Source organism: Acuticoccus yangtzensis (assembly GCF_001927245.1).
Lineage (GTDB): Bacteria > Pseudomonadota > Alphaproteobacteria > Rhizobiales > Amorphaceae > Acuticoccus > Acuticoccus yangtzensis.
Genome location: NZ_MJUX01000010.1, coordinates 42478 through 64597 on the forward strand (window position 1 = coordinate 42478; position 22120 = coordinate 64597).

At 70.4% G+C, this 22120-nt stretch carries 16 protein-coding genes; 8 read left to right on the forward strand and 8 right to left on the reverse strand.

Annotation, left to right across the window (positions count from 1 at the left end):
- Entirely contained in the window at positions 1 to 687 is a 687-nt protein-coding gene (locus BIX52_RS19630; RefSeq protein ID WP_075222812.1) for an MBL fold metallo-hydrolase, read from the forward strand.
- 199 nt (positions 688 to 886) lie between these two features.
- Here BIX52_RS19630 and BIX52_RS19635 read toward each other — a convergent pair whose 3' ends face one another.
- Positions 887 to 1825: a LysR family transcriptional regulator gene (locus BIX52_RS19635; protein ID WP_075222813.1), complete on the reverse strand. Its 939-nt coding sequence runs from the start codon at positions 1823 to 1825 to the stop codon at positions 887 to 889.
- A gap of 105 nt (positions 1826 to 1930) precedes the next feature.
- Between BIX52_RS19635 and BIX52_RS19640 the strand changes: the two genes are divergently transcribed.
- The 4 genes from BIX52_RS19640 to BIX52_RS19655 all read left to right on the forward strand — a co-directional run bounded on the left by BIX52_RS19640 (position 1931) and on the right by BIX52_RS19655 (position 6098).
- The gene (locus tag BIX52_RS19640; protein ID WP_075222814.1) at positions 1931 to 2608 is read left to right on the forward strand and encodes an RraA family protein; all 678 of its coding nucleotides are present in this window, start codon (positions 1931 to 1933) and stop codon (positions 2606 to 2608) included.
- A 2-nt stretch (positions 2609 to 2610) separates the two neighbouring features.
- Positions 2611 to 3552 carry a 2-hydroxyacid dehydrogenase gene (locus tag BIX52_RS19645; RefSeq protein WP_075222815.1) on the forward strand — a complete coding sequence of 314 codons (942 nt, stop codon included), beginning with the start codon at positions 2611 to 2613 and terminating at the stop codon, positions 3550 to 3552.
- 184 nt (positions 3553 to 3736) lie between these two features.
- Entirely contained in the window at positions 3737 to 5170 is a 1434-nt protein-coding gene (locus BIX52_RS19650) for an aldehyde dehydrogenase (protein WP_075222816.1), read from the forward strand.
- A 43-nt stretch (positions 5171 to 5213) separates the two neighbouring features.
- Positions 5214 to 6098, forward strand: a complete 885-nt coding sequence (locus BIX52_RS19655; RefSeq protein ID WP_075222817.1) for an NAD(P)-dependent oxidoreductase — start codon at positions 5214 to 5216, stop codon at positions 6096 to 6098.
- A gap of 439 nt (positions 6099 to 6537) precedes the next feature.
- Here the strand turns inward: BIX52_RS19655 and BIX52_RS19660 are convergent, their stop codons facing one another.
- Genes BIX52_RS19660 through BIX52_RS19675 form a run of 4 tightly spaced genes read right to left on the reverse strand, consistent with a single transcriptional unit; the run spans position 6538 to position 10511 of the window.
- A complete protein-coding gene (locus BIX52_RS19660; protein ID WP_075222818.1) occupies positions 6538 to 7812 on the reverse strand; it encodes a TRAP transporter large permease in 1275 nt (424 codons plus the stop codon).
- 10 nt (positions 7813 to 7822) lie between these two features.
- Positions 7823 to 8356 carry a TRAP transporter small permease gene (locus BIX52_RS19665; protein WP_075222819.1) on the reverse strand — a complete coding sequence of 178 codons (534 nt, stop codon included), beginning with the start codon at positions 8354 to 8356 and terminating at the stop codon, positions 7823 to 7825.
- Positions 8353 to 9342 carry a DctP family TRAP transporter solute-binding subunit gene (locus BIX52_RS19670; RefSeq protein ID WP_083660561.1) on the reverse strand — a complete coding sequence of 330 codons (990 nt, stop codon included), beginning with the start codon at positions 9340 to 9342 and terminating at the stop codon, positions 8353 to 8355. Before BIX52_RS19670 ends, BIX52_RS19665 begins: the two co-directional genes overlap by 4 nt.
- 17 nt (positions 9343 to 9359) lie before the next feature.
- Positions 9360 to 10511 carry a mandelate racemase/muconate lactonizing enzyme family protein gene (locus tag BIX52_RS19675; RefSeq protein ID WP_083552278.1) on the reverse strand — a complete coding sequence of 384 codons (1152 nt, stop codon included), beginning with the start codon at positions 10509 to 10511 and terminating at the stop codon, positions 9360 to 9362.
- Positions 10512 to 10604: 93 nt separating this feature from the next.
- Between BIX52_RS19675 and BIX52_RS19680 the strand changes: the two genes are divergently transcribed.
- Entirely contained in the window at positions 10605 to 11507 is a 903-nt protein-coding gene (locus BIX52_RS19680) for a LysR family transcriptional regulator (RefSeq protein WP_075222820.1), read from the forward strand.
- A 377-nt stretch (positions 11508 to 11884) separates the two neighbouring features.
- Here BIX52_RS19680 and BIX52_RS19685 read toward each other — a convergent pair whose 3' ends face one another.
- From BIX52_RS19685 to BIX52_RS19700, 3 genes are all read right to left on the reverse strand, one after another.
- A complete protein-coding gene (locus BIX52_RS19685) occupies positions 11885 to 12856 on the reverse strand; it encodes a UDP-glucuronic acid decarboxylase family protein (protein ID WP_075222821.1) in 972 nt (323 codons plus the stop codon).
- A gap of 378 nt (positions 12857 to 13234) precedes the next feature.
- Positions 13235 to 14389 (reverse strand): hypothetical protein, encoded by a 1155-nt coding sequence (locus tag BIX52_RS19695; protein WP_075222823.1) that lies wholly within the window; start codon positions 14387 to 14389, stop codon positions 13235 to 13237.
- Between the two features lie 17 nt (positions 14390 to 14406).
- Entirely contained in the window at positions 14407 to 18195 is a 3789-nt protein-coding gene (locus BIX52_RS19700) for a glycosyltransferase (RefSeq protein WP_075222824.1), read from the reverse strand.
- A gap of 997 nt (positions 18196 to 19192) precedes the next feature.
- Here BIX52_RS19700 and BIX52_RS19705 point away from each other — a divergent pair.
- Both BIX52_RS19705 and BIX52_RS23980 read left to right on the forward strand, forming a co-directional pair.
- Positions 19193 to 20875 (forward strand): glycosyltransferase, encoded by a 1683-nt coding sequence (locus BIX52_RS19705; protein ID WP_075222825.1) that lies wholly within the window; start codon positions 19193 to 19195, stop codon positions 20873 to 20875.
- Positions 20872 to 21879: a glycosyltransferase gene (locus tag BIX52_RS23980; RefSeq protein ID WP_075222826.1), complete on the forward strand. Its 1008-nt coding sequence runs from the start codon at positions 20872 to 20874 to the stop codon at positions 21877 to 21879. Before BIX52_RS19705 ends, BIX52_RS23980 begins: the two co-directional genes overlap by 4 nt.
- Positions 21880 to 22120: the final 241 nt, after the last annotated feature.

Consider the following 22120-nt stretch of genomic DNA (forward strand, 5'->3'; position numbering starts at 1 on the left):
ATGACCGTGAGCTACGAGATCCTCCTCAAGGGATCGAGCGCGATGCTGGACGTCGGCTATATCGGGCTGACGAACCTCACCCTGATCCACACCGACACCGGGCCGATCCTGGTCGACGTCGGCCACGCGGTGAACTGGCAAGGGCTGGAGCGCGCGCTCGCCGAGCGCGGCATGGCGCCGAAAGATGTGTCGCGGATCTTCCTGTCCCATCTGCACTGCGACCACGTCCTCAACCTTCACAAGTTCCCCGAGACGACAGAGGTCTTCGTCAGTCGCGCCGAGTACGATTACGCGGCGAATCCGCACCCCAACGACCCGTTCGTGCCGTTCATGGTGCGCGAGCAGGTCGCCAAGTACCGCACGCACTTCCTGGAGGGCTCGGGCGAGCTGGCGCCGGGGGTGCGCTACCTTCCGGCCCCGGGCCACACGCCCGGCTGCATGGCCCTTGTCCTCGATACCGAGGGCGGCAAGACGGTGGTGGCCCAGGACGCCATCAAGTTCCCGAAGGAGGTCTTCGCCCAGCGTGTCAACGACGCCTTCGACACCCCCGAGCGCGCAACCGAAACGATCCGCCATCTCCTGACCCTCGGCGACCGCATCATCCCCGGCCACTTCGTCGAGATGCGCCGCGAGGGCGACAGCTGGACCTGGGACGACGCCGCCGAACTCAACCTGCTTCTGCGGTAGGACGCGCGCACCGCTCGGTTCGGTCTTCGGCGACCTATGATACCGCCGCTGTGACCCGTAACGGTTTGGCGTGGAGGGGGAGCAGGCCCTCCTCGCCGAGCGGGTCTGCAAGGGTCCCGATCCCGAGGATGCCGGCCCGTCGCGCCGGACGCTGCCCGATCTCACCGCGTTCGTCGCCGAGCGGTTCGGCAAGCGGGGTCTAAGCCACCCCGTCCGGCGCGCTCCAACCGAAGCGCGCCGCGATCTCCCGTGCGACCACGCCCAACTCGTCATGCACCGCCTGCGCGGCGGGGGAGACGTGGCGGTCACGCCGATGGACGATGCCGATCAGCCGGTGTGCGGTCGGCTCGGCGATGGGGCGGCTGAAGAGGTCGCCCACCGACAGCGCGTCGAGCGCCAGGCGCGGCAGGAGGGCGATCCCCAGCCCCTCGCGCACCAGAAGCACCGCCGTCGCCATGTTGGTCACGTCGTAGCGCAGGCCCGGCGGCCCCTCCTCCCGCCCGAAGGCGCGCTCGAACACGGCGCGCGCGCTGGACCCGCGTGACAGGAAGATGAGGTCGAGCGGCTGCAGATCGCGCCAGGTGATGGTGTCGTGCCGCGCGATCGGGTGATCGGGCGGGGCGACCACGGTGAAGCAGTCGGCCACCAGAGGGGTGAAGGAGAATTGCGGCGCCTGCCGGGCGAGCGTCGCCACGGCGAATTCGATCTGATTGGTGCGCACCATCGAGATGAGATCGTCGTTGTGGGCCTCGACGATGCGCACGCGCACCGCCGGATTGCGCCGGCGCAGCCGCCCCAGCGTCTCCGGCAGAAGCGACAGCGCCGCCGACGGCAGAGCCCCCAGGACCGCCCCGCCGCGCCGCAGCGCGCTGAGGTCGCTCATGGAATGATAGGCTTCCTCCAAATCGGCCACGGGCCGCTCCACCCGCAACGCGAACTCCTCCCCCGCCGAGGTCAGGCTGATGCTGCGCGTCGTCCGCTCGAACAGCTTGAGGCCGAGGATCGCCTCCAGATCCTTGATCAGCGCGGTGAACGAAGGCTGGGTGACCCCCAGCCGCTCGGCCGCATGGGTGAAGGACCCCGTCTCCACCGCGAGCAGGAAGGCCTTGAGGGCACGGTATTTGATATTCATCGTCATACGCTAACAAAGCCTCGGCAATATCTATTTTTATCTAATAACCGCCGCGCCTAGAATTTCCACCAGGCTGGTCACAGAGCCGGGCAACAACGACGCGAGGGCGGAATGAGCGCAGTGGATGGGCTGTCGGACGAGGCGCTGCTGGAGCGCTGTGGCAAGATCGCCAGCAGCACCTGGTCGGATGCGATGGATTCACTCGGCCTCGGCGGGCTCGTGGAAGGGCTGACGCAACGCGGCGGACAGGGCCGCGCGGTCGGTTTCGCGGTCACGGCGCAGCAGGTCGCCGGCGAATTCGGCCAGTTCGACCGGAGCGAGTTCGGCGTCGGCAAGCTGGTCGACGCGGCGCGGCCGGGCACGATGTTGATGGTCACCTCCAACGGGGCCGTGGTCTCCTCGATGGGCGGCATCGCCGCCCTCGCGGCCTCCAAGCAGGGCGCGACCGGCGTGGTGATCGACGGCGCCTGCCGCGATGTCGATGAGATCGCGGCGACCGGGCTGTGGATGGCGACGCGCCATGTGACCCCGCGCACCGGCAAGACGCGGCTGTCTTTGGTGGAGATGGGCGGTTCCGTTCTGGTCGGCGGCATTCGCGTCACTGCGGGCGACCTCGTGGTGGCGGACGATACCGGCATCGTGGTGATCCCGCGCGGGCGCATCGCCGAGGTGCTGGCGGCGGCCGAGAAGGCGCTGGCGGTGGATGAGGCGGTGGAAGGGGGCGTGCGCGCCGGCAAGCCCTTCGCCGAGGCGGCGGCGGCGGCCAACTATCTCCCCGCCGCGGGCTGATCATGGCTGGCTACGACGTCGTTCAGATCGACACGGTGGGTGCGGCCGCCGACGCGGCCTTGGCCGAGCGGCGCAAGGTGCTGAACCTCATCGGTGCACCGATCCCGGCCGACCTCACCGCCCTGGCGCCGGACGCGAAGGTGCTCGTCACCACCGTGCGGCGCGGCGTGACGCGCGAGCTGATGGCGGCGCTTCCGGCGCTGAAGGCGGTGTGCAGCTGGGGCGTCGGGTTCGACACGCTGGACGTGGGCGCGGCCCGCGAGATGGGCATCGGCGTCAGCTATACGCCGGGCGTTCTCGACGACTGCGTCGCCGATCTCGCCTTCGCGCTGCTCTTGGGAACGGCGCGGCGCTTGGCCGAGGCGGACCGCTATGTCCGGTCCGGTTCCTGGTGCCGATCCGGGGCCTTTCCCGAGACGGTCAAGGTCAGCGGCAAGCGCCTCGGCATCCTCGGCATGGGCCGGATCGGCGAGGCGATCGCCCGCCGCGGGGCGGGATTCGACATGCCCATCGGCTACCACAATCGGCGCCCCAAGGCGGATGCGCCGGGCATCTATTTCGACGACCTGGCGGGGCTCGCCACATGGGCGGACGTCCTCGTCGTCGCCTGTCCGGGCGGGCCGGCGACCTATCGCCTGGTGAACGCCGCGGTGCTGGAGGCGCTGGGGCCGCGCGGCATCCTCGTCAACATCGCGCGCGGTTCGGTGGTCGACCAGGCCGCGCTCGTGGCAGCGCTCCAGGCCGGCACGCTCGGCGGTGCGGGGCTCGACGTGTTCGAGGAAGAGCCCTCCGCCCCGGCCGCCCTGGTGGCGATGGATCAGGTGGTGCTGACACCCCACTACGGCAGCTGCACCCAAGAGACCCGCCGGGCGATGGGCGACCTCGTCGTCGCCAACGCGGAGGCGGTGCTGGACGGCGGGGCCCTGCTGACCCCGATCCCCTGACCCCTACCCTTCGAGGCGCGCCGCCCTGCGGCGACGCGCGACGAGATCCGGTGGCCGGCGCACGCCCGCCGGTCCGACCGGCGGAGCGGCGGCCCCGGCGTGTCCTCCCCGCGCCGGGGGGCCGCCGCTCCCTTCCCATCAGATACCGGGGCGGCATGCGCGTCCCCAACGACCGAGACCCCTCATGGATCACATCATCGCCGAACGGCTGACGAGCATCGACCCCGCGACGGGCGCCGAGGCCGGCAGCGTCGCCGTCACCACGCCCGCCGCGCTCGACCGCATGGTGGAGACCGCCGCCGCCGCGTTCCGGGACAGCGGTTGGAAGGATCTTCTGCCGCACAAGCGGGCCGAGGTGCTGCGGGCGATCTCCGACCGGCTGGAGGCCGAAAAGGAAAGCCTGGCGCGGCTGCAGATGCGCGACAACGGCAAGCCGCTCTCGGAATGCCGGGGCATGGTCGACTATGCCGTCGGCACCTTTCGCTACTACGCCTCCGCCTGCGAGACGCTGCAGACCGAGGTGACGACGCCGCGCGGCCCCTATGTGTCGATGACGGTGCTGGAGCCCTACGGCGTGGTGGCGGCGATCACGCCGTGGAACTCGCCGATCATGAACGACGCGACGAAGGTCGCCCCGGCGCTCGCGGCGGGCAACGCGGTGCTGCTGAAGCCGTCCGAAGATGCGCCGCTTCTGGCGCCCGAGCTGGCGCGCATCGCGCTGGAGGCGGGGCTTCCGGAGGGGCTTCTCCAGGTGGTGCAGGGCCGGGGGGCTGCGATCGGTGCGGCGCTGGTGGCGCACCCGGGCGTGGCGATGATCTCCTTCACCGGCGGCACGGCGACGGGCCGGGCCATCGGCAAGGTGGCGGCGGACCGCGTCGCGCCGGTGGCGCTGGAGCTCGGCGGCAAGTCGCCCCACATCGTGTGCGCCGACGCGGATCTCGACCTCGCCGTCGCGGCCGTCATCTCGGGCATCTTCGGCTCGGCGGGGCAGTCCTGCGTCGCCGGCTCGCGCGTCTTCATCGAAGCGTCGATCTATGACGAGGTGCTGGGGCGCGTCGCCGAGCGGGCCCGCTCGATCCGCGTCGCCGCGCCCGATGCGGACGGCGTGGAGATGGGGCCGCTCGCCTCGTTCCACCACCGCGAGCGGGTCGAGGCCTTCGTGGCGCGGGCCCGCAGCGAGGGCGGGCGCGTTCTCGCCGGCGGCGCCCGGCCGGAAGGAGCCGCCTACGAGGCCGGCGCCTACTATCTGCCGACCGTCATCGACGGCCTCGCCCCCGACAGCCTGACCTGTCAGGAGGAGGCGTTCGGCCCGGTCCTGGTGGCGCTTCCCTTCAGCGACGAGGCGGAGCTGATCGCGCTCGCCAACGGCACCGCCTTCGGCCTCGCCTGCGGCATCTGGACCGGCGACTTCCGCAAGGGCTGGCGCCTCGGCCGCGCGCTCGAGGCGGGCTCGGTGTGGGTCAACACCTACAAGCAGTCCGTCACCTCGACGCCCTTCGGCGGCTTCAAGTCGAGCGGCATCGGACGGGAGAAGGGGCTCGACGGGCTGCGCCTCTATGCGCAGGTGAAGAGCCTTTATTTCGGCCTGCAGACGACGCCCTTCCCCGTCTCCAAGTAACGCGGCCCGCGGGCCCTCACATCAGGCAAGAAGAAGAGACGTTATGACCGACAAGGTGGCAGTCTACGGGCTGGGCAACATGGGGTTCGTGCAGGCCGAGCGGATCGCGAAGGCGCTGCCGACGGTGGTCTATGACCTGTCGCCGGAGCGCATGGCGGCGGCCGAGGCGTTCGGCGCCCGGCCGATGACGGGGCCGGCGGACGTCGCCGGCTGCCGCTTCGTCGTTCTGTGCCTGCCGACGCCCGCGGCCTCGCGCGCGGTGCTCGCCGCCATCGCCCCGCAGCTGGCGGACGGCGCGGTGGTGATCGAGACCAGCACGGTGAACCCGGACGACGTGCGCGCCGAGGCGAAGGCGCTGGAAGGCACCTCCGCCCGGCTGATCGACGCCTCGATCCTCGCCGGGGTGAGCCAGATGGCGGCGGGCACGGCGACGCTGCTTCTCGGCGGCGACGACGCGGCGATGGACGAGGCCAAGCCGGTGCTCGACGCCATCGCCGTCAAGCAGATCCGTTTCGGTGCGCTCGGGGCGGGGGCCGCGGCGAAGGTCATCAACAACGCGGTCGCCCACGCGGTGATGGTGGTGGTCGCCGAGGCCGGATCGATGGCGATGGCCAACGATGTCGAGGTCGACAAGCTCGTCGGTCTCCTGTCGGACGCCGAGATGGGCCTGCACCGGCCGCTCACCTTCCGCTATGCCAAGCGCGTGATGGACGACGATTATGCCGGCGGCATGCCGCTGGCCGCCGCCCGCAAGGACTCCGAGCTGGCGTTGACGCTGGCCCAGAAGAGCGGCGTTCCGCTGTTCGCGATCCAGGCCTGCCACAGCATCTACGAGCTGGGTGTCGCCGCCGGCTACGCCGAGGAGGATTATGCGGCGATCGCCAAGCTGTGGCGCGATTGGGGCCGCCCCGCGGCCCCATCAGCTTAAACGCAGCCGCCCCGCGGCCCCATCAGCTTAAACGCGGCCGCCCCGCGGCCCCGTCCGCCTGAGCGCGGCCGCCCCGCGGTCCCATCAGCTTGAACGCAGCCGCCCCGCGGCCCCGTCCGCTTGGGCACGGCCGCCCGGCGGCCCCGTCAGCTTGAGCGCGGCCGCCCCGCGGCCCCGTCAGCCTGAGCGCGGCCGCCTCGCGGCCCCGTTCGCCTGAGCCGCGGGGCGCTTCACGTTCCAAGTGCCCAGTTCGCAACGGGCGGCCTGGCCGAGCCGGAGCCCGCCGGAAGCACCGGCGCGCCGCACGAACGGGGAAGGCGCGCCCCTTACGCAAAAGGGCCGGAGCGCGGCGCGCCCCCGGCCCTTCAGCTTAAGGCCCTTTCACCCCCAGAACCGCGCCACGATGTTTCGCCCGCGAAACATCCCCGTAACGCCCGCCTCAGCGCCCGATGAGAGCGAGCGGCGCCGACGTGATCCACGGCACGTAGGTCACCAGCATCAGACAGGCGATGATGACGGCGACCAGCGGCAACAGGTGGCGGATCATCTGTTCCAGGCCGATCTTCGCCACGGCGGCGGCGGCGAAGAGGTTCACGCCGAACGGCGGCGTGATCATGCCGAGCGCCAGGTTGGTGATCATCACCAGACCGAAGTGCACCGGGTCGATGCCGAAGCGGATCGCGACGGGCGCCAGGATCGGCGCGATGACGACGATCGACGCCGCGGTCTCCACGAACATGCCCACCAGGAAGAGGAACACGTTGACGGCGAGGAGGAACATCACCGGCCCGTCGAAGGTCTCGACGATGAAGCCGCCGATCATCGCCGGAATGCCGGCGCGGGTGATGACGAAGGAGAAGAGCCCGGCCATGGAGATGATGAACATCACGATGGCGGCCGACAGGGTGGACGAGCGGACCACCCGCAGAAGCCCCATGAGGGTCAGCTCGCGGTAGACCAGCATCGACACCACCAGCGCATAGACCACGGCGACGACGGAGGCCTCGGTCGGCGTGAAGATGCCGCCATAGATGCCGCCGAGGATGACGACCGGCATCAGAAGCGCCAGCAGCGACCGGCGCAGGCTGCGGCCGAACGGCTTCACGGGCAGGTCCTCGGCCGGGGTGTGGCCGGTGATGCGCGTCCAGACGATGACGTAGACCGTCAGCGCCAGGGCGATCAGCGCGCCGGGGCCGAGGCCGGCCACGAAGAGGTCGCCGACGGGCGCCTGGGCCGACACGCCGTAGAGGATCATCGGGATCGACGGCGGGATCAGGACGCCGAGCTCGGCCGACGTCGCCTGGAGGGAGGCCGCGAAACCGACGGGATAATTCTGCCGCGTCATCGCCGGGATGAGGATGGCGCCGATCGCGAAGGTGGTGGCGACGGACGAGCCGGAGACGGCGGCGAAGATCATGCACACCATCACGCAGGTGATGGGAAGGCCGCCGCGCACGTCGGCGAGGATGCTGTCGACGAGATCGACGAGGCGGGACGAGATGCCGCCCGCCGCCATGATGTTGCCGGCGAGGATGAAGAAGGGGATGGCGGCCAGCGGGAACTTGTCGAGGGCGATGAAGGCCTGCTGGGGCACGACGATGAGGGGCAGGCCGGTGAACAGCGTGCCGATGACGCCGGACAGGCCGATGGCGACGGCCACCGGAACGGCGATCAGCATCAGCCCCACCATGGCGATGATCATGGCAGCGAGCATGGCGGGGTCCTTAAAGCGCGGCGCCGGGGGCGGACGGGTCCGCGTCCGGTTCCTCGGCGGGCGGGTCGATGACGTGGGCGACGAGGGCCAGGATCGACAAGGCGGCACCGGCCGGCAGCGCGGCGTAGACGTATGACGCCGGAACGCCGAGCCCGGCGATGGTCTGGAAGCGCACGCGCCAGACGATGGAGATGCCCTGCCACAGAAGGATCCACAAAAGGATGAGGATGGCCCCGGCGCCGGCGAGACGCAGCACGTGCCGCGCGTGCCCCGTGGTGGCCTTCTTCAGCGCGTCGACCGAGATCAGCGTCCCGGTGCGCATCGCCCCGCACAAAGCAAGGTAGGTCATCCAGATCAGCGCGCTCTGAATGAACGGCTCCGACCATGAGGCCGGAACGAACAGAACGAAGCGCGCCAACACCTGATAGAAGCCGACGCCGACGGCGGCGACGAGGCAGAAGCACCCGAGTGCCACCGCCGTCACCGTGACGGCGCGCTCGGTGGCGAGCGCGCCGCGACGGATGTGCGTCAGCGCAGCGTTCATTGCGCGTTGCGGATCTTGTCGAGCGTCTCGGCGCCGAATTCCGCCGCGAAATCCTCGAAGACCGGGCCGAGGGCGTCCTGGAAGGACTGCTTGTCGACGGTCTCGATCACGGTCATGCCCTGGCCGCGCAGGGTGTCGAGCCCGGTCGCGATGGCCTTTTCGACCTCTTCACGGTTGCGCGTCATCGCGTTGTGGGCGGCTTCGCTGATGATCGCCTGATCCTCGTCTGAGAGGCTGCCCCAGGCCATCGGCGAGATGAGCACCACGAGCGGGGTGAAGGCGTGGTCGGTGAGGCTGACGTACTTCTGCACTTCGCCGAAGCGGTTGTTGACGATGGCGCCGATCGGATTCTCCTGGCCGTCGACCACGCCCTGCTGCAGCGCGGTATAGACCTCGGGAATGGCCATCGGCGTCGGCAGCACGCCGAGCGCGTCCCACACCTTGATGTGCATCTCGTTCTGCTGGGTGCGGATCTTCAGGCCGTCGACGTCGGCGACGGTCTCGACCGGCTTGACCGAGTTGGTCAGCTCGCGAAAGCCCATGCCGCCGAAGGCGAGGCCGACGAGGCCCTTGCTCGGCATGCTCTCGAGGATCTCCTCGCCCATGTCGCCGTTCAACACGGCCTCGGCGTGGTCGAAGTCGCGGAACAGGAAGGGGATGTCGAAGACGCGCAGCTCGGGGACGAAATTGGCGACGATGGAGGTGGACGACACGGTCATGTCCACGGTGCCGAGCTGCAGGCCCTCGATGACCTCGCGGTCACCGCCCAGAGCGCCGCCGCCGGACAGCCGGACGGCGATGCGCCCGCCGGTCTTCTCGGCGACCTCTTCGGCGAACTGGCCCATGGCGATGGCTTCGGGCGCGGCGGGACCGCCGACGAAGCCGAGGCTGAGGGTGGTGTCCTGGGCGATCGCCGGGGAGACGAAGGTTGCGACGAAGGCGAGGGGGGCAGCCGCCAGGAGCGCGGCGAGCGGCAGATGTTTCATCAGATTTCCTTCCCTGATTATTGTTCGATCGACCAGTGGTCGGTGACGTACGGCGCCAGCGCCTCGGGATCGATGGCGAGGCCGAGGCCCGGCCCGTCCGGAACGGGGATGGTGCCGTCGGCGCCGGGTGTGGGGTCGAGCACGGCGGCGCGCAGCGGGTTGTGGCTGGTGTCGTACTCGAAGAGGGGGAGAGGGCGCGCGCCCTGCGGCGTCGTCGTCAGCGAGGCGATCTGCAGCCCGGCGAGGAAGTTGACCCCCGCGCCCCAGACGTGGGGGATCATCGGCAGGCCGAAGGCGTCGCACAGACCGGCGATGCGCATCGTCTCGGTGATGCCGCCGGCGAGCGCGATGTCCGGCTGGACGATGGCGAGGGCGCGCGTTGCGATCGCCTCGCGAAAGGCGCCCGCGCCGCAGAAGGATTCGCCGCCGGAGAGCGGGACCGGCAGGCGCGCCGCGATCTCGCGATAGGCGGGAAGATCGTCGTGCGGCACCGGCTCCTCGATCCACCTGAGGCCGATGTCGGACACGCGGGCGGCAAGCTCCAGCGTGTCGTGGACGGTCGAGCCCTCGTTGAGGTCGATCATGAGGTCGGTGTCCGGCCCCAGGATGGTGCGCGCCGTGCGGATCGCCGCCTCGTCGCGCGCCGGGCCGACGCCGACCCTCAGCTTGACCGCCTTGAAGCCCGCCTTCGCGAAGCCTGTGACGGCCTCCTCGAAGCCGTCATAGCGATCGGCCCCTGCGGGCATCAGCGGGCCGCTCGCATAGGTGGAGACGCTGTCCCTCAGGCGGCCGCCGAGGAGCCCGGCGATGGACTGGCCGCAGGCCCGGCCGAAGGCGTCCCACGCGGCGATGTCGATGGCGCTGAGCGCCATGTGGGCCTGGCCGCGCCGGTCCGGCACGACGCGGCGCAGCATGGCCGCCTGCAGCGCGCGCGGGGCGGTGATGTCGGCGCCGAGCACGGTGGGGGCGAGGACGGAGCGGATGAAGGCGGCCGAAGCGTCGGCGAAGGCCCAGGTCTCGCCCCAGCCGCTGAGGCCGCCGGCGGTGGTGAGCCGAACGAGGAGACTGCGCCGCTCGGTGAAGGTGCGGGTTGCGTTGCCCGCTTCGCGCGGCATGGCGCAGCTGAGTGCAAATCCTTCGATCCGCACGATCCGGTCGGCCGTTCCCACGATGCCTCCTCAAATGATGGGTGAGGGGTGTTTATTTCATTGTGATTTTTGCCTCCAATGAGATTATCTGCGCCCCAATGATCAGGATTTTCAATGAGTCGGATCACCATCGCGCAGCTCGAAGCGTTCCACTGGACGGCGGCTCTGGGGTCGGTGGAGCGGGCGGCGAAGCAGCTGAACCTGGCCCAGCCGACGATTTCGCTGCGGCTGAAAGGACTTGAAGAGGCGATCGGCAAGCCGCTGTTCGACCGCTCCGGCCGCGGGGTGAGGCTGACGCCGGTGGCGCGCGAGCTGATGCCGGAGGCGCAAGGGGTGCTCCTCGGCATCGAGAGGATGGCGCGGCACGGCGAGGGCGGCGGCGTCGCCGGTCCTGTGCGCATCGGCGTGGCGGAGGGGTTCGCGATGGTGTGCCTGTCGCAGATCCTGGAGCGGCTGACGGGGCACTATCCGCGGCTGCAGCCGGACCTCGTGGTGGCGACGTCGATGACGTTGGAGACCGAGCTGCACAAGACCAATCTCGACCTTGCCGTTCTGGTGAGCCCGGCTGCGGCGCCGGGATTCACGATCCTCCCCTTCGGGGTGCAGGAGGTGGGATGGGTCGCGGCGGCGGGGTGGGATCTGCCACAGGTGGTGCGGCCGGCCGATCTCGCCGCGCGGCCGGTGATCGTGAACCCGCCGAACACGGCGAGCTACCGGCAGACGATCGGCTGGTTCGGCGCGGCGGGGGCGCGGCCTGAGCGGCTGGTGACGTGTTCCAGCGTCGCGCTTCAGGCGCACATCATCGAGACCGGCGCGGCGGCGGGGATCTATCCGGTGAAGATGGCCGAGGCGGCGGTGGCGGCGGGGCGCGTCAGGGTGCTGCGAACCGATCCCGCACTGCAGGACGTGACCATCGCGGCGAAATACGCGGAGGGTCCGCCGAACCCGGCCATCGGCGCCGTGCTGGAGAGCGTGCGCGAGGTGCTGGCGGGGATGGACTATGTGCGGCCGGGGTGAGGCGCGTGAGAGGTGAAGGGCGGGTGAGGAAGGGCGGCTTTGATGGAGCGCGGCCCGAGCGCTGTTCGAAGGGGGCGCCGCCGCTGCGAGGGCGTTCCCCCCTCGCGCTCCCCCTGCCTCGCCGGCGGGCAGGTGTCAGTCCGGTCGCAAGACGACCGTACCGACACGCTGCAAGGCTCGGTCGGACCGCAGCGGCGTCAAGCCGCCGTCCTCCCCGTGCTCGCCCGCCCAGAAGAGGGCGGCCTTGCGCGCGGGTCCGGGCGGCAACTTGACCCCGCCGCGTTCCTCGGCCGGCCGCGATGGCCCGGCATCGTGCGGAGCCGTACTGAAAAGTGGCGGTTTCGGGGGGTGCGCCACGCTCCTCGTCTGCGCTGCGGTCAGATCAGCTCCAGCTCGCCGACCAGCTTGCGGAAGTAGCCGATCGTGTGGTCGAGACCGTCGTCCAGCGCCACCTTGGGCGTCCAGCCGAGAAGCGCCTTGGCCTTGGTGATGTCGGGGCGGCGCTGCTTGGGGTCGTCCTGCGGCAGCGGCATCTGGACGAGCTCGGAGCGGGCGCCCGTCTTCGCGATCGTCTTTTCGGCGAGCTCGCGGATGGTGAACTCGCCGGGGTTGCCGATGTTGATCGGCCCGGTGACCTCGGGGCCGGTGTCCATCAGGCGGACGAACCCGTCGATGAGATCGTCGACATAGCAGAAGGAGCGCGTCTGCGAGCCGTCCCCGTAGATGGTGATCGGCTCGCCCGTCAGCGCCTGGACGACGAAGTTGGAGACGACGCGCCCGTCCGCATGGTGCATCCGCGGCCCGTAGGTGTTGAAGATGCGCGCCACCTTGATCTGAAGCCCATGCTGGCGGTGATAGTCGAAGAACAGCGTCTCGGCGCAGCGCTTCCCCTCGTCGTAGCAGGAGCGCGGGCCGATGGTGTTGACGTTGCCCCAATATTCCTCGGGCTGCGGATGGACCGAGGGGTCGCCATAGACCTCGCTGGTGGAAGCCTGGAAGATCTTCGCCTTCACCCGCTTGGCAAGGCCCAGCATGTTGATCGCGCCGATGACGGAGGTCTTCGTCGTCTGCACCGGGTCGTGCTGGTAGTGGATCGGCGAGGCCGGGCAGGCGAGGTTGTAGATCTCGTCCACCTCCACATAGAGCGGGAAGGTGATGTCGTGCCGCAGGAACTCGAAGCGGGGTTCGTTGTGGAGGTGGTCGATGTTGCGCTTCGTGCCGGTGAAGAGGTTGTCGACGGCCAGCACCTCGTGACCCTCCGCCAACAGTTTGTCGGTCAGGTGCGAGCCGAGGAAGCCGGCGCCGCCTGTGACGAGGATGCGTTTGCGGGACTCGTAGAGACGGGGCATGAGGGCCTTCGGCGCAAGGGTGGGTGTCGAGAGCTCATCAGCGATTGTGCCGCCGAGCCGGACGACGCTATCGGCCCGCGGTCACCAAATCAAACGAGCATTGCCGCCGTGGAGGCGCTCTCGGCGGAGAGGGCAACGGATGGGAGGGATGGATCCGTGCGCCGGCCCCTGCCGCTGCAACCGGCTGCACCGCAGCGTGCTCAAGCCGACCTCGTCGAGGTTCGGGATGCGCCCGACCGGGCGAGCGCCGAGGCCGCGATCGCGGGTGTTCGCCGACAAGGACGGTGCCCAATACGCCAAGGCCGCCCAATACGCCAAGGCCGTGGGGTGCCTGGTCAAGGACCAGGACGCGCTCCTCAGGGTCTTCGACTTCCCTGCCTAAAGCTTGTACCTTCTGCGGATCCGGTCGGCCTCCGTCGTCACCACCGGATCGTCAGGGCACAGGCCCTCGGCATAGGCCAGACGCGACCGCGCCCCGTCGAGGTTCTTCCCGTCCGCCATGTGACGCGCCTGGAGGCACGCCCGCAGCGCCTCGTTGGCGTTCAGAAGATCCGACACCAGAAGAACCGTCGCCTCGAAGGCCGGCGTGCCGGGGCCGGCCGCGGGAGGGGCGTCCGATCCCTCCGGGGGCGGCGTGTCGAACAGGGACGTGCCGAAGGTCTCGTTCACGAACGCGACGTCCGGGCGCGTCCTCTCGTGCACCGTCCGGCGGACCGGGAGAGGCAGCGTGAACTTTTGCCCCGGAAGCTGCTCGAACGTCAGCGTCTCGCGCCCCGTGCGCCGCGCCGAACGACCCTCGGGCCCGAACATCGGCCGCAACGTGTTCAGCGCTGACAACATCTCCGCCGCCTCCATGGAAAGGGACTCGTTGTCCCTTTTCTCATGCGCCAGAACCGCCGCCTTCGCCGCCGCGCTGAACCCCAAGGTGTCGCAGAAGTCGGCCACCAAGCCGCCCTCCGCCTTCGTCCCCGCCCCGAAATCGCGGATCCTCACATGGTCCCGCCCGAACACCGCGATCGCGTTGGCAAGACGCCCCTTCCAGTTCGGAAGCTCCGGCTTGGCGTAGAGATCGGCCAGCACCATCCCGCCCTTCAGAAGCTGCTGCGTCACGCTGGCCGTGTAGCCGATCGGCTCGCGCAGATAATAAATCACCTCGATCCGGTCCACATAGAGACCGAACCAGTCCCGCAACGCGCCGAGCTCGCCGCGCGACAGGTTCGCCGCACCCTCCGCCGAGATCACCAGCGTGTCCCAGTCGTCCCGCTCCAGCTCGTGGACGAGCTCGGCCCGGTAACGCGCCTGAAGCCCCGTCAGCGCCTCCGCCGTCTGGATGTTCGCCATCTTGTTGGAGATGTGCCGCGCCGGATCGTCCATGAAGAGCGTGCACACCGGGTTGGTGTGGTTCGCCGCAAGGCCCGGATAAAGGATCCTGTCCAGCGCCAGAAGATCCCCCCGCGCCGCGTGGCAGGCGTTCTGGATCGACGTCGTCCCGGTCTTCGGCATGCCGGAATGAAAGAGAAGCGTGCGGGTCATCGGGGCGGGTCCGGCGGTCAGGAGGCGGGTGAGGTCGGGCGGGGCGAGGCGGAGGAGGACGAGGCGGCAGCGGACGAGGCGGAACGGCGCGCCACCTCGGCCTTGTGCCGCCGCGCGGCGAAACCGTAGATGTCGAGATAGGCGTCCGCCATCAGGTCCGGGCTGAACTTGTCCGCCACCTTCGCCCCGCGCCGGGCGAAGTCGGCCCGCACCGCCGGGTCCAGCATCTCGCCCATCGCCCGCGCCACGTCCGCGGCGAAGGCCTCCGTGTCCCGCTGCACCCGGATCAGCGCCCCGCCCGGCCCCTCGTCCAGCGCCAGCATGTTGGCGATCTCGCCGATGTCGCTCGCGATGATCGCCAGCCCCTCCTGCGCCGCCTGGATCAGACAGAGCGGCGCCGATTCGCCCGGATAACGCGTCGGCAGGATGGCGACGTCCGACAGCGCGTAGATGCCGTTCACCCGCGACTGGTAGCCGAGGAAGGTCACACCGTCGCCGGCCAGATCCCCCGCCAGCGCCTCCGCCTCCTCCGCCTTCTCGCCGTTGCCGACCAGGAGGAGATGCATCGCCTTGCCCGGATGCGCCGCCTTCAGCGCCCTGAAGGCCATCACCGCGACACGCCACCCCTTCCGCTCGATCCCCCGCGCCACGAAGGTGAAGACGACGGCGTCCCGGCCGATCCCCATCTCCGCCCGCGTCCTCTCGAACGGCGCCGTGTCCCGCGTCAGCGCGTTGCCGACCTTGAAGAGCCTGTCGCGCGGAAAACCGCCGTGGCGGAAGAGGGAGAGGTTCTTGTCCGCCGTGTAGACGACCGCCGAGGCGTTGTTTCCGAGCGCCTCCACATAGGCCGCCACCTTGTGATCGGAGAGGTCCAGAAAGTCGTGCGAGCCGTGCAAGGTCACCACATAAGGCGCCGCCTGCAGCGAGAAATCGAGGCTGAAGAAGGAGCTGTCGATCGCGTTCACATGGGTGTGGACGATGTCGATCTCCGCCGCGGCGAGATAGGCGTCGCGCCCCATCATCGCCATGTCGGCGATGTCGTAGACGGGGATCCCCGCCGGCAGCATCTCCCGCATCTCCGGCTGCACCTCCGACAGGTTCTGCGCCAGCAGCGACACGGTGAGGCCGCGCTCCGCCATCAGCGCGGCGAGGCGGATCGCGAACACCTCCCCGCCCCCCGAATGGAAGCCGAGGAAGCCGATCTGCAGATGCCGCATCGCCCGCGGCGCCGCCATGATCGCCTCCACCGGGACGAGCTCCTCGAAGACGTGGGTCTCGTCCATGCCGAAGTGGGCGAACTCGGCCCGCACGATGTCGAGGAAACGCCGGCGCGTCGCGGCGGGAATGTCCCACATCTCGCACAGCGCCGGCATGATCCGCCCATATTCGCCCCAATAATAAGGCTTGGTGAAGTTGGACGCGGAGGTGTTGCTGCCGTGCTGGCGGAAATAGGCGACGGCCTGCGGCTCGTAGACGATCTGCCCGCCGCCGGCGATGCGGCTATAAAGGTACCAGTCGCCGGCGATCTTGAAGGTCTTCGCCCGCTCCCACACCGCGGCGGGAAGGCTTTGGCGGCGGAACATCGTCCCGCCCACGTTGGCCATCACGTTGCGCACGCCGAACGCGGCCGCGAACCACGCCGCCGCGGGACGCTTCACCATCGCCGACCAGTCGAGCGGCTCGGCGCTCGCCCTCAGCCCGTCCATCCCCCCCATCGGCGCGCCGTCCGCGGCCGCGAACTCGATCCGCCCGAACGCCATCGTCACGCTCTCGTCGCGGAAGTGGCGCACCAGCTTCTCGGCGAAGTCCGGCTCGCAGAAATCGTCGCTCTCGCAGATCCACACGAGGTCGCCCCGGGCAAGGCCCACCCCCTTCTCCCACTGGGCGAAGACGTTGCCCGCATTGGCGGCGTTGAAGGCCGTGCGCACCGGGCGCGAACAGCCCGCCGCCAGCCGCTCGATCACCTCCCGGCTGTCGTCGGTGGACGCGTCGTCGAGGATGACGATCTCCAGATGCGGGTAGGTCTGACCTTCGATCGAGGCGATGCGCTCTTCCAGAAAGCGCGCGTGGTTGAAGTTCGGCACGATGGCGCTGACGAGGAGGTCCGCCCCCGCCGCCCGCGCATAGTAGGCGTCGGGGTTTCGAAGCTCGGCCTTGCCGTGGGCATGGTAGTGCCAGAAGGCGCCGAAGGCGTGGCCCGCGAGGTCCGGGTTGGAGCGGCGATAGAAGACGGGGTCGAAGCCCGGCTCCGGCCGCAAGCCCGCCCGCTCGCCGATGGTGAGATAATGGGTCAGAGGATCGAGCCCGCTCGCGGCCGCCTCCGGATAGGTGGCGCAATAAAAATCAGCGTCGAAGAAGGGGGCGACGACGGGCGCTTCCACCGGCACCCGCGCTTCCGCCTGGCGCCGCGCGAACTCCTCGGTGCTGCGGGCGAGCGCTTGCGGATCGGCAAAGCCCTCCGGCCCCGCATGGGCGATGAAGTGCCAGAAGAGGTTGAAGCGCGCCCCGGCGAGTTCCGGGAAGGCGGCGCGGTAGAGGACGGGGTCGAACCCCTTCACCGGCTGCCGCCCCTCCCCCTCGCCATGGCGCACATAATGAAGCACCGCATCGAACCCCGCCGCGGCGACGTCCGGATACATCGCGACATAGCCGGCCGGGTCGATGAAGGGGCCGAGCGCCTCGATCAGCCGCGCCTCGTCGGTGGCGGGGTCGAGCTCGGCCGGGACGCCGTCCGGGGTATAGAGGGGGGTCGTCGACGCGCGCCCCTTGCGGCCCTGGAAGAGGCCGATCGCCGTAAAATGCCAGAAGAGGTTGAAGGGGGCGTGCGCCAGATTCGGGTTGTCGGCGCGGTAGAAGAGCGGGTCGAAATCGGCGGACGGGGCGAACCCCGCCGCCTCCCCGGCCTCCAGATAATGCCGGATGGGGCCGCCCTCGTGCGCCGCCGCCTCCGGGTGGGCGGCGAGGTAGAAGGCGGTGTCGAAAAATGGCGCGATGGCGGCCTCTTCGGCGGCGCGCCGGATGGGACTTGTGCGAGCGGCCCCTTCGCGTCCCGCTCGCCCTTCGATCAGTCCGGCGGTCAGATAGTGCCAGAAGAGGTTGAACGGCGCCTTGGCGATGTCGGGATAGGCGGCGCGGTAGAAGGCGGGGTCGAAGTCGGCGCGCGGCGAGGCTCCGGCCGCCTCGCCGATCGTGAGATAATGCCGCGCGGGACCGCCGTCGTGCGTCGCCGCCTCCGGGTGGGCGAGGAGATAGGCCGCCTCGTCCATGTGCCGCGCCACCAGCGCCTCCTGCGCCCGGCGCCCGGTCGCAAGGTCCGCCGCGTAGCCCGCCGCCGCCCCCACGGTGACGTAGTGGAGGAAGAGGTTTTTCACCGCCTCCCCCTCACCCGTCCCGCTGCCCGGCGTGCTGCTGCCCGGCCCGTTGTCTGACGCGCCGCTGTCCGTTCCGCTGCTGCCTGCCGTCTCGCTGCCTGCCGTGCCGCTGCTCGTTCCGCTGCTGTCCGCCCCGCCGTTGCCTGACGCGCCGCTGCCTGATGCGCCGTTATCTGGCACGCTGGCTTTCCCGGCGTCCCCACCGGTCACGAGGTGCGGATAGCGCAGCCTGTAGCGCGCGGGGTTGAAGTCGGCGCGGGGGGCGCGCCCCTCCGCCTCGCCGAAGCGCACATAATGGGTGAGGGGGTCCATGCCCGCCGCGGCGACGTCCGGGTTCTCGGCAAGGTAGAAGTCCGCGTCGAAATGGGCGGCGAGGGTCGCGAGGTCCTCTGGCGAGAGGCCGCCTCGTGCGGTGTCGGGTCGATCGGCGCTCACACTTGCTCCTGGCCTCGGGCCTCGTTCGGGCCTCGCCGGCCGGTTGCCCTGTCGGATCACGGCGCCGTCCGCCTGAGGAGGACCGCCGCACCTGCCTGTCCGTGGCCGAATTGGCCGTGCGGAGCAAGCCCACGGTCATCGCCCATGCAGGCAAGCCCCGCGGTCATCGCCCATGCGGGTCAAGCCCCACGGCCATCACCCATGCAGGCCGAGCCCCACGGCTATCGCCCATGCAGGCCAAGCCCCACGGTCACCGCCCATGCGGGCAAGTCCCGCGATCACCGCCCATGCGAGGCAAGCCCCGCGGCCATCGCCCATACGGGCCAAGCCTCGCGGCCATCGCCCATGCGGGCCAAGCCCCACGGTCACCGCCGATGCGGGCCAAGTCCGCGGTCATCACCCATGCGGGCAAGCCCCACGGTCATCGCCCATGCGGGCAAGCCCCACGGTCACCGCCGATGCGGGGCAAGCCCCGCGGTCATCGCCCATGCGGGCAAGCCCGCGGTCATCGCCCATGCGGACAAGCTCCGCGGTCATCGCCCATGCGGGCAAGCTCCGCGGTCATCGCCCATGCGGGCAAGTCCCGCGGTCATCACCCATGCGGGCAAGCCCCGCGGTCATCACCCATGCGGGCGAAGCCCCGCGGTCATCGCCCATGCGGGCATGTCCCGCGGTCACCGCCCATGCGGGCCGAGCCCCACGGCCATCGCCCATACGGGCAAGCCCCACGGTCACCGCTCATGCGGGCAAGACCCGTGGTCATCGCCCATGCGGGCAAGCCCACGGTCACCGCCCATGCGGGCAAGTCCCGTGGTCATCGCCCATGCGGGGATCCGGCGGGGAAGAGCGCATCCGAAGGGGACACGGGATAAGGCAGGGACACGGGGCGGGCGCCTCGTCCACAATGGCATGTTAAAAGGAGCCGCCGGCAGCCTCAGCGTCCCCGCGTTGAACAACCCAGAACCACGTCCACACGGCAGCCGGCCCGAGGGGAGACATGAGCTTTTCGATCATCACCGTCGCGCTCGACGCGGCGGACACCCTGCCCGCCACCCTGGAAAGCATCCTCGCCCAGGATTTCGAGGCCGTTCAGACCATCCTCGTCGACGGCACCAGCACCGACGCCACCCCCGAGGTCATCGCCCGCTACAAAGACGCCGTCGACGTCGTCGCAGAGGTGTTCGACGCCGGCATCTTCTACGCCATGAACGCCGCCCTCGCCCACGCCACCGGCGACTACGTGCTGTTCATGAATGCCGGCGACCGCTTTCTCGCAGAGGACACCCTGTCCGCCGTCTGGGCCCGGCGCATCGGCGATCCGGACATCATCTACGGCGACCACCTCTATGCCGCCGGCGGGCGCACCACCCTCACCCGAGCCGGCGACATGGCCGAACTCGCCGCCACGCTGAAGGAAGGCCGCCTGTCGCCCGCCTGGCAGTCGGCCATCCCCGCCCACCAGGCCACCTTCACCCGCACCCGCCTCCTCCAGGCCAAGGGCTACGACACCCTGTTCGAGATCTGCGCCGACCACGCCTTCCTGTTCGACGCCTTCGCCTCGGGCGCCAGCTTCCACTATGTCGACGAGCCGGTGGCGATCTATGCCGGGGGCGGCCTGTCGGCCCGGCGCAACCTGCGCTGCCGGCTGGAATTCGCCGCCCTCTACCGCCGCTTCAGCGACCACCCGGCCCGCGTCGACCGCTACTTCTTTCCCGAGGAGACGCCGCCCGCCTTCCCGCTGACCACCCCCGCCATGGGCGCCGTCATCGCCGGCCTGCTGGATGCGCCCGGCACCGTGCGTCCAACGGACCGGGACAAGGCCGGGCCGCAGAGCGCCGCGCCGGACGGCGCCAGCCGGAACGGGAGCGGTCAGGACGGGTCCAGCCAGGACGGATCATGGTGCGCCGGAGCCGGCTTCACCCTCCTCACCCCGCGCGGCAGCCGCGCCAAAGCCCTCACCCTCGCCGGCGAAACCCCCTTCGGCGAGCAGACCATCACCCTTCGCACCGCCGGCGAGGAGATCGCATCCCGCCGCCTCCCTCGCGGCGCCTTCGCCGTCACCCTCCCCCTCTCCGCCCTGCTGCCGCCGGGCACCGCCGTGCAGGTGGAAACACGCCACGGCGCCGTCCTCGACGAGGCGGGCGGGCGCTATGCCAGCCTGCGCCTGGAGCGCGCCGCCTTCGAGCCCTTCACCGCCCTCCCCGCCCCGCCGCTCCCCTTCGGCGAAACCGTCTTCTCCTCCACACGCCAGCCTGACAGCGCCGCCCTCCTCGCCTTCGGCTGGGCCGACCTCGAAGCCACGCACGTCTGGTCCCTGGTCAAATCGGCCGAGATCGCCTTCACCGCGTCCGGCCCTGCGCGCGAGATCGTCGTCGTCGCCCATCCCAACCCCGTCCTTCCCGGCGGGCAGACCCTCACCCTGGCGCTGAACGGCGAACCTCTCGCCACCGCCCCCCTGTCCGGACGGACCGACCTGCGCGCCAAGGTCGGCCCCCATTGGAACGCCGCCGGGGAGAACCGCCTGACCCTCACCGTATCGGCCCTCGCCGAGCCGCCGTCCGACCCGCGCAGCCTCGGCCTGGCGCTGGAGAGGATGATCGTGACACCCGCGTCCGCCGCCCCCGCCCCTGCTGCCCCCGCCACCGGCGCGGCGGCCTCGCCCATGGAGGAGGCCCGATGATCCTCGTCGTCGAACCCGCCGCCGGCCTCGCCGCCGATCCCAACATCCTCGCCCCCGACCTCGCCGGGCTCGCCTCCGAGCTTGCCCCCGAGCGTGCCGGAGAGGGCACCGCGCTCGGCGAAACAGGTGAGGTGCGCCGCATCGAGGTGGACCTTGGCCGTCTCGATGCCGCGCCCGAACGCCTCGCCGAGATCGCCGCCCTCCTCGCCCCTCCAGGCGATGGGGAAGAGCCCGCCCTCACCCTCTTCTGGCGCACCGAGGACGTCGCCGCCCGCCTCCTCGCCTTCGGCCTCGGGCCTGCGGTCATCGTCCCCTCCGCCCGCCAGCGCCCCGCCGCCTATTGGCAGATGTTCACCGGATCGGCGCGCTTCCTCACCCTTTCGCGCCGCCTGCACGAGGCGCTGCAGGCCGCCGAATGCCGCTCCGCCGTGTTCGATTATTGGCCCGAGCCGCCCGCCTCGATCCCCCATCGCGCCGTCGCTCCGGCCGACTGGAGCGCGGTCTTCGTCGATGCCGGCGGGGACACGCTGCCGACCGCCGCCAGCGTCGCCCAGCAGTGCCGCATCCTCGGCATCGGCGACCTCACCGTCCTCACCCCGGACGAAGCCGCGGCCCCCGGCGGCATGAAGGACGGCGCCCTCTTCGTCTTCGCCGCGCCCGAACCCGGCATCGACCACACCGTGCGCGCCGCCATGGGCCGCGGCCAGATCGTCGTCGCCCCCCGCATCGGCGCCGCCGCCGAAACCATAGGCCACCTGTCGAGTGGCATCCTGGTGGATCCCGCCCGCCCCACGGACCTGCCCGAATTGACGCAAGAGCTGGTGGAACGCCTCGCCCACGGCGCCCGGCACAAGGCCACCCTCGGCCGGCAGCGCTGGCAGGCCGACGCCCCCCGCCGCCGCTCCGTCCTCACCGACGACGGCACGCGCTGGTCCGGCGGCGATCTCTCCGCCCACCTCGGCAATCGGATGCAGAAAGAGGTCGCACGGCGCCGGGCGGGGTGAGCTTGCGGCACTGTCTTCGCGTCACTCGAGCGCTGTGCCGGGGGGACCGCCGATGCGAGGGAGTTCCCCCTCGCGCTCCCCCGCCTCGCCGGCAGGCAGGGTTCCATGCGTAAGAAGCATGGAACCCATCGGCAGGCTGAGAAGGAGTGTGGCGGCGTCAAGACCTCGTCCTCCCCGTGCTCGCCCGCTGAAGAAGCGGCCTGTGCGCGGGTCCGGGCGAGGTCTTGACCCCACCACACTC

What these genes read in the sequence shown, in the direction of transcription:
- BIX52_RS19630 (WP_075222812.1), top strand. Translation starts at nt 1, where the DNA reads ATGACCGTGAGCTACGAGATCCTCCTCAAGGGATCGAGCGCGATGCTG.
- BIX52_RS19635 (WP_075222813.1), bottom strand. Translation starts at nt 1,825, where the DNA reads ATGACGATGAATATCAAATACCGTGCCCTCAAGGCCTTCCTGCTCGCG.
- BIX52_RS19640 (WP_075222814.1), top strand. Translation starts at nt 1,931, where the DNA reads ATGAGCGCAGTGGATGGGCTGTCGGACGAGGCGCTGCTGGAGCGCTGT.
- BIX52_RS19645 (WP_075222815.1), top strand. Translation starts at nt 2,611, where the DNA reads ATGGCTGGCTACGACGTCGTTCAGATCGACACGGTGGGTGCGGCCGCC.
- BIX52_RS19650 (WP_075222816.1), top strand. Translation starts at nt 3,737, where the DNA reads ATGGATCACATCATCGCCGAACGGCTGACGAGCATCGACCCCGCGACG.
- BIX52_RS19655 (WP_075222817.1), top strand. Translation starts at nt 5,214, where the DNA reads ATGACCGACAAGGTGGCAGTCTACGGGCTGGGCAACATGGGGTTCGTG.
- BIX52_RS19660 (WP_075222818.1), bottom strand. Translation starts at nt 7,812, where the DNA reads ATGCTCGCTGCCATGATCATCGCCATGGTGGGGCTGATGCTGATCGCC.
- BIX52_RS19665 (WP_075222819.1), bottom strand. Translation starts at nt 8,356, where the DNA reads ATGAACGCTGCGCTGACGCACATCCGTCGCGGCGCGCTCGCCACCGAG.
- BIX52_RS19670 (WP_083660561.1), bottom strand. Translation starts at nt 9,342, where the DNA reads ATGAAACATCTGCCGCTCGCCGCGCTCCTGGCGGCTGCCCCCCTCGCC.
- BIX52_RS19680 (WP_075222820.1), top strand. Translation starts at nt 10,605, where the DNA reads ATGAGTCGGATCACCATCGCGCAGCTCGAAGCGTTCCACTGGACGGCG.
- BIX52_RS19685 (WP_075222821.1), bottom strand. Translation starts at nt 12,856, where the DNA reads ATGCCCCGTCTCTACGAGTCCCGCAAACGCATCCTCGTCACAGGCGGC.
- BIX52_RS19695 (WP_075222823.1), bottom strand. Translation starts at nt 14,389, where the DNA reads ATGACCCGCACGCTTCTCTTTCATTCCGGCATGCCGAAGACCGGGACG.
- BIX52_RS19705 (WP_075222825.1), top strand. Translation starts at nt 19,193, where the DNA reads ATGAGCTTTTCGATCATCACCGTCGCGCTCGACGCGGCGGACACCCTG.
- BIX52_RS23980 (WP_075222826.1), top strand. Translation starts at nt 20,872, where the DNA reads ATGATCCTCGTCGTCGAACCCGCCGCCGGCCTCGCCGCCGATCCCAAC.